The organism is Scytonema hankhaensis NUACC26 (assembly GCF_045865695.1).
Classification (GTDB): Bacteria; Cyanobacteriota; Cyanobacteriia; order Cyanobacteriales; family Nostocaceae; genus Scytonema.
This window is the reverse complement of sequence record NZ_BAACAP010000048.1, coordinates 1-7,273: the sequence shown is the minus strand read 5'-3', so window position 1 is coordinate 7,273 and position 7,273 is coordinate 1. Positions and strand designations below refer to the sequence as shown.

General features: G+C 41.6%; 4 protein-coding genes and 1 pseudogene. 1 reads left to right on the top strand and 4 read right to left on the bottom strand.

The genetic code is table 11. The features are described 5' to 3' along the window. The first annotated feature begins 18 nt into the window (after positions 1-18). Entirely contained in the window at positions 19-153 is a 135-nt protein-coding gene (locus ACKTT2_RS01070) for a class IIb bacteriocin, lactobin A/cerein 7B family (RefSeq protein ID WP_407883090.1), read from the top strand. Positions 154-671: 518 nt separating this feature from the next. Here the strand turns inward: ACKTT2_RS01070 and ACKTT2_RS01065 are convergent. The 4 genes and pseudogenes from ACKTT2_RS01065 to ACKTT2_RS01055 all read right to left on the bottom strand — a co-directional run bounded on the left by ACKTT2_RS01065 (position 672) and on the right by ACKTT2_RS01055 (position 6,911). Beyond that, positions 672-2,384, bottom strand: a complete 1,713-nt coding sequence (locus ACKTT2_RS01065) for an ABC transporter ATP-binding protein/permease (RefSeq protein ID WP_407883086.1) — start codon at positions 2,382-2,384, stop codon at positions 672-674. A gap of 152 nt (positions 2,385-2,536) precedes the next feature. Then, on the bottom strand, positions 2,537-3,571 hold the full coding sequence (locus tag ACKTT2_RS52290; RefSeq protein WP_500691368.1) for a WD40 repeat domain-containing protein: 1,035 nt from the start codon (positions 3,569-3,571) through the stop codon (positions 2,537-2,539). Between the two features lie 975 nt (positions 3,572-4,546). Beyond that, positions 4,547-5,158, bottom strand: a pseudogene (locus ACKTT2_RS52285) (helix-turn-helix domain-containing protein); the annotation flags it as partial. Positions 5,159-5,417: 259 nt separating this feature from the next. Next, entirely contained in the window at positions 5,418-6,911 is a 1,494-nt protein-coding gene (locus ACKTT2_RS01055) for a protein kinase domain-containing protein (protein ID WP_407883084.1), read from the bottom strand. Positions 6,912-7,273: the final 362 nt, after the last annotated feature.

Sequence of the window (7,273 nt, the reverse complement as noted above, 5' to 3'; positions counted from 1 at the left end):
AGACAGGATGCAGGAGAACTGAATGAGGAGGAACTAGAAGCTGTTGCGGGCGGAGTAACTCCAACTGCAGCTCTTTGGGGAGGAGTTGCTGGAGGTGTAGGCGCATTAACCGGCGGAATAGCGGTTGCTACTGCCAACATTACTAAAAAGTAGTAAACCTTAAATTTTGCTCAATTTAGCCAAATAATACTTTATGCCCTTTCCTAATGCAAGTTAAGGAAAGGGTTTTTCCGTATTCAATCTTGTGGTAATCAACTTACTACATTATGGCAGAGAAAAACTCTTTTAAAAGTATGGTTAAATCTCTAATTATCTTTAATAAAATAATGAATAAAGCAGAGACAACCAGAATTTTTATGACTTGAGTTAATAGTTTTGTTCTTTTACTATAAAAGATTGATTTAATTCAATCAATTAGTGATTCACAGGTAGTGGGCTATACCACGTGGTACAAAAAGTTTGACTAGTGTCAATACTGCTCGGTTAAGGAGAAATAGCTGGTGGAGTCAAGCCGAATTTGTTCGCGTAAATTTTACGATATTGCTGAATACAAACGCAACTTTACAAAGGCAAATTGACTATTTTCATCCTCTAATACCAAATCCGCACTTTAAAACCACCTATTTTGTAGAGACGCGTCGAAAGTGCGTCTCTAACCTAAAGAAATCCCGCTAATCCATCAAACTAGCACTGAACTTGTAGCTTTGAGCAGGCATCAGCTGCCAACTGGAATCTCCAGCTAGTGCTAAAACGTACTGGTGATACTGCACCAAGCTAGCACGGTGACCAACGCTGATAAACGTTGTGGCAGTTGTATGTAGCTGCCTGTAAACACGCTCCTCGTTTTGACTATCCAAAGCGCTTGTCGCTTCATCTAATATGGCATAGCGGGGTTGCGCGAGCAGCAGGCGGGCGAAGGCAAGACGTTGCTGTTCGCCCAAGGACAAAATATCAGCCCAGTCTAACTCTGCATCAAAACCACCAGATCTGTTTGGCAAGTCGGCAAGATTCACCTGTTGCAACACCTGGTAGAGTTTCTCTTCTAAGATTTCACGACTAGTGTTGGGGTATAATAATTGGCTACGCAGAGAACCCAAAAGCATATAGGGTCGCTGGGGTAAAAATAGCATCTCCTCAAGTTGTGGTCGGATAATGCAGCCTGTGCCTGTATTCCACAAACCTGCGATCGCCCGCAACAGAGAACTCTTACCACAGCCGCTCTGCCCCACAATCAGCAACCCCTCCCCTGGTGGCACAGCTACCGACAAATCCCTAACTAAAGTCTTTTGATAGTTAGGTGTGTTCAAAGTTATATGTTTTAGTGCTAGTTGAGAATCAAGCGCTGTATCAATTACAGTCGCTCCTTCTTTTAGGGTTTTACTAGCAGTGTCTAGAGTCCGATCGAACAAAGCTAAACGATTTACCCCAGCAGCAAACGCACTCAGTTGTTCAAACTTACTCACAATTACAGACAGCGCATTTAATACCTGAGTAAAAGCAATACCCGCTTGGGTAATCACTCCCAATTCAATTTGACCTGCAAAGTATGCAGGCGCAAGCACCACAAAAGGCAAAAGCATAATCGCATAATTATAGCCAGTGGTAAAAAAACCCAAATTCCGCTCCCAGGCAATTACGCGACCGAAGTTACGATACGCCTCATTGAATCGTTGCTTCACCGACTCAGATTCCTGTGCTTCCCCCCGATAAAATGCGATCGATTCGGCATGGTCACGCACATGAACCAGACCATAGCGAAAGTCTGCTTCTTTCCTTAGCTGATTGAAGTTTAGCCCAATCAGTCGTTTGCCAATCAACACTGTAATCGCGGTGCCTGCGATCGCATACACTACTAAAACGATGATGAGGGTGAGAGAAATTGACCCTAGCACTCCAATAAAACCAATCAGAGTTGTCACCGAAGTTAGAACAATTAACAAAAAGTCTAGAGAAACTTTAGTAAAGCTATTAACATCTTCAGATATTCGCTGATCTGGGTTATCAACCTCAGGGTCGGAGTTGATTTGGTAGTAAGCGCGGTTTTGAAAATACTCGTCAAGAAACTGGTTAGTCAACCACCGCCGCCAGTACAAACTCAGCTTTTTTCGGACGTAGTCGAAGAAGACGACCAAAGGGATCGCCACGACAATGATACCAACAAAAATCCAGACGGTGCGATAGAAGCCCTCAATATCCTTTTGTTCAAGTGCGTTGAGCAGATTTCGATTCATAAAGCTGAGAAGTACTTGCAAACCACTGGAAATTAGCGCCAATACCAGCAAAATAGCCAGCAGTCCTCTGGCGCTCCATTTTTTATCAGAAAACCAGTAGGGTTTGGCGATTGCCCAAAAACGATGCCACAACTGACGGTTAAATCTACTCATATTTGTTCTTTGAAAGCTATAGATAAACAATGTCAGGTAAAACAATTTCAACGTGGAAATGAGGCTTAAATCGTGGTTTTTTCATGACCTAGTAGTATAATATTTACTATTGGTTATGCTGAGATTAATTCGTGCCAAAAAAGAGAATCTATCTATGCCACTGCCCCTAAACCTTTAAGCGTAACCAACTGAGATGGAGTTAAGCCTTGAGCTTTGCTAAGGCGCATACCTTCATAAGGTCTTTTACTTCTCAAAGTTTCCAGGCACTCACCGCCATTAACATCCCAAAGCTTAATCGTTTCATCTTGTCCCCCACTAGCCAATGCTTTGCCGTCCAGACTAAAAGCAACTGACCAAATCCAACTATCGTGCGCCAATAAAGTTTGCCAGCACATACCAGTACTGATATCCCAAAGTTTTACAGTTTGGTCGCAACTACCACTAGCCAAAGCCTTGCCATCTGGACTAAATGCCACTGACTGCACCCAACTAACGTGTCCCCAAAAAGTGTTCAGGCATTCACCAGTGCGGACATCCCAAAGTTTTACAGTTTGGTCGCAACTACCACTAGCCAAAATCTTGCTATCCGGACTAAATGCTACTGACTGCACCCAACTGGTATGTCCTGCAAACGTTTTTAAGCATTCACCTGTGCGCACATCCCACAGCTTTACCGTCCGATCGTCGCTACCACTGGCTAGCGTCATTCCGTCTGGACTAAATGCAACTGACCAGAGATAACCGTCGTGTCCCGACAAAATTTTCTGACACTCACCACTATTTACGTTCCAAAGCCTCACCGTGCAGTCACTACTGCCACTGCACAAAATCGTTCCATCTGGGCTAAAAGTCACCGACCGAACCCGCCGATCGTGTCCTGTCAAAGTTTTTAGACATCTACCGTCTGTTGTATCCCATAACTTCAAAGTTTGGTCACTACTCCCGCTACTCAGTATCCGACCATCTGGGCTGAAAACAACTGAGTTTACCCACCCCGTGTGTCCCTTACAAATTAGAAGCAGTTTGCTATCCGCCACTTGCCATAAGCGAACCTCACCGTTAGCATCTCCAGTTGCCAGCATTCTACCGTCTGGACTGAATGCGATCGCTAAAATCTGCGTTAGCTGTTGCGCAAAAACTAACTTAGCGATTGCAGCACTAGTAAAGTTGACATCATGTAAATTCATATCCTGTAAATCCGCTTGCCAAACATTTAAATGAGAAAAATCATAGCCATTTAAATTGGTCTGAAGTTGACAAAGGAGATTGAGGATATTTCCTGCTGCATAGCCAGATTCTTGTTCCAATTCTACTTGTAGTTTTGATGTAATTTCCCTCAACCGAATTTCCAGGTTGCTTTGATTTTTAAAAATAGCCACTAGCCTGTCTATAATGGGTTGGACAATGAAACTAATTTGAGCTTTTCTAATAGAATCTTCAGACGAGGCTTTAAGTAAAGCATGGCTTTTGAGCAAAACCAGTTCGCCTGTCTCAATTTCTTTACAAACCTGCTCAATCAATAAGCTACTTGCATATTCCATTAGCACTGGCTGCAAATAAAAATGATTTTCCTTCGTTTCAATTAATGAGCGTTGGACTAAAGATTTAAGAGTTTTTATTAATGTTTGTTGAGAAAGACTGGGATAAATATCTGATTGTAATTCATCAATAGAAACTGGTTCGCGATTAATTGCTAACCAGTACAAAACGGTATTTTCTAACTCTGATAATCGATTCAGGTGCTGCTGTAGGAGAGCGCGAATTTCATCAATAACTAAGGTATTATATTTAAGAAATTCTGCTACGTTGCCCTCAAATAATTCTTGAATTGCTGCCGCTACCATCTTTAATGCCAGTGGATTACCAGAATATTGTTCAATTAGAGTTGTGCATTCAGCATCCAAGTTGCAACAGCAGCCCTTGAGTTGAAGTATCTGTAGTCCGGCTGATACACTTAAACCGCGTAAGTTGAAGCAGCGAACTGGCAGGGTTTCCCCTTGCATTACAGAAATTTCTTTAGGTTTTTCCCGACTGATGAGTACCAAGCAGCTGTCGTGGCGGCATTCTCCCAGACGTTTGAAGAAGTCGCCATAATATTCATAGCCTTGTTTGTAGAAGCCCGTACAATCCCCACCGCACAAAATAGTCTCAACATCATCCAGTACTAATAAACATCGATGCTTTCGTAAATAATCAATTAGGAGTGATATTTTCTCATCTACGGTTGCTGGTAAATCCGTTTCCTGACTGTTGGTGATGAATTGGAGCAAAGATTCGAGAATCTGTTGTAGGGATGGGGCATTACCTAGCGATCGCCAAATGACATAATCAAATTGCTCTTGAATTTGTTCGGCTAACTTCACAGACAAATGGGTTTTGCCAATTCCTCCCATGCCCACAAGCCCTACTAGGCGGCAGCGCTCAGTGACAATCCATTGTTCTAGCTGAGCCAGTTCATCGCTGCGACCATAGAAAATTGAAACATCAGGTGCCTCACCCCAATCTTGGCATCGGTCGGTAACACAGTTTTGATTTTGATTAATAGCTCCGCCTTCATGGGACACGAGACCCGCTTGCCGCTCAACTGCGGCGCGAAAATTGCTTTTTTTAATTTTTTCCCCAAAAACCTCTGAAAGTAGTTGCCATAACTTAGGAGCAACATCTTGCTTGATGTAACTAGGGGAATAGCCGTTTGTTTGTGCTATCTGGTCATAACACTGACGTGTCTCAGACCAAGCTGCCTGAATTATCAACCGTTGAACGTCACTCAAATGTTTGCCCCTGTTCGCATAGATTAAGGCATCAATAAAGTTGAAAACTTTTTCGAAATTCATGGATTTTCCCGTTATCAGAATTTACTAATTGGTTGATTAGATTTCAGATAGTTAACAATAATTTAAAGAATTGAGCTATAAACCGTACAATACAGTTTTTATATTTCGTCATATAAATTACAAAGCATAACAAAATTATTACATAATATTAGAAATTTTGTTTTGAGAGTTGCACGTAGTAATATTCCATAGCAATTAACTAAAAAGTTTTAAACAGGAATTTAACCAACTCTTCCTGACCCAGACATATATAATCACCTGATTTTAAGCGATATTTGTTTCCTAGTAATAACCGCATCTTATCAACGTATGTGCCATTGGTACTTCCCTCATCTTCAATATAGAAACTGCCTGCCTCAACGTGAATAACGGCATGAGTTCGTGAGACAACTTCCGAATTGGGCAATACTGAAACATCTACATCTAGGGATTTACCATTATCTGCCCTACCGATACGAATTGCAGAGAGATTTTGCGGCAATTCAATCTGCCGATCTGTTTGGACATGGATTAAGTATGCCGTCACTTGTTGTATTTGAGTGCTGTTTTTTATGACTGGTAGTGCTAGGTTTGCTTGCTGTGTGACATCCTGCACCAGTTCTCCTGCAACAACTACTGACTCGGTTTGCTCAACGATCTTCGTCTCCCCTGAAAAAGTTGAGGGTTGTGATGTCTGTGCTTCAAACTGAAGTTCGCTATTGTTTTCAGTTGCTTCGCTTAACTTTAGTACCTGTTGCTCCACTATTTTAAATTCATCAGACTCTGTAACTTCTGCTACTTCTTGCTCTCTTTGAACTTGGTCAATGTTAATTTCCACTTTTTTAAGTGGCTCACTCACTTCTGTTTCCTTCGGTAAACTTGATTGCTGGATATCAACAAGAATCTCTTTTGCTGACTGGTAGCGCTGTGTTGGTTTTTCTACCAGCATTTTATCTAGTATACTAGCCAAACAGTCACTGATATTTACATAGGAGCGCCATTGCCACTCTAGAGATCGATCCATCAACAAAGAAGGCATTTTTCCACTTAAAAGGACAATAGCACAAACACCTAGTGCATATAAATCGCTAGAGGGGTAGGAATTTCCTATACGGAGTTGCTCTGGAGGCGTGTAGCCAATTTTTCCCAAAACCGTACCTAAAGACCAAATCTGAAATTCTTCTTCTTGAACCAACCCAAAATCGCTTAACACAGGTTTAGATTGGTCATTAGGAAGTATAAGATTGTCCAGCGAAACATCCCGATGAATTATTTTTTGCTCATGCAGGTAGTCAAATACTGGCAGCAAATCCATTAGCCACTGGATAACTTCGGCTTCAGAAAATGCCTGATTTTGCTGAGAAAGGCGCTCCTGCAAAAGTTCAGAGTAGGTTTTACCATCAATATATTCCTGTACTATAAACAGTCGCTCGTTCTCGGTAAAGCAAGCCAGAAATTTAGGAATTTGAGGATGATTAATATGATGTAATACTTTAGCTTCTCGCTCGAATAGTTCGCGGGATTTTTGATCTGTATCTTCTACTGTTCCCCAACCTACAAACTCTATTAGGACACAAGAGTCACCGAATCGATGATTGTCTAATGCTAAGTAAGTTCGCCTGAAGCCACCGTATCCAAGAACCTTCTGAATTTGATAGCGATTGTTAATCAAATTTCCGGAGTAAATATCTGCTGGCATTGCGACGTTGCTCATTGGTAACTAGGGTACAAAAAGAATTTTTTCCAATTGACAAGAAACTTTTTTAGCTGTAAGCAAGACATCGGAGTTTTTAGTGCCCTACTATATAATTAGTATCTGTAATATTTAGCCTATTCACTTGGTTGACTGATAAAACTTTTGGCTTATTCCTTTGGATAGATTGAATTTAGTCTCGCTGGTTATGCACGCTTGTTCAAAATCTTCTGCTTCCAACCAAACGACTCGTGGTGAAAAGTTCTTTCATTAGTAGCAAAACATTCAAGCTCCCCCTAAATCCCCCTTAAAAAGGGGGACTTTAAAAGTATTTTTCCCCCCTTTTTAAGGGGAGCCAGCGCTGCAGGAGGGTCTCCCTCCGT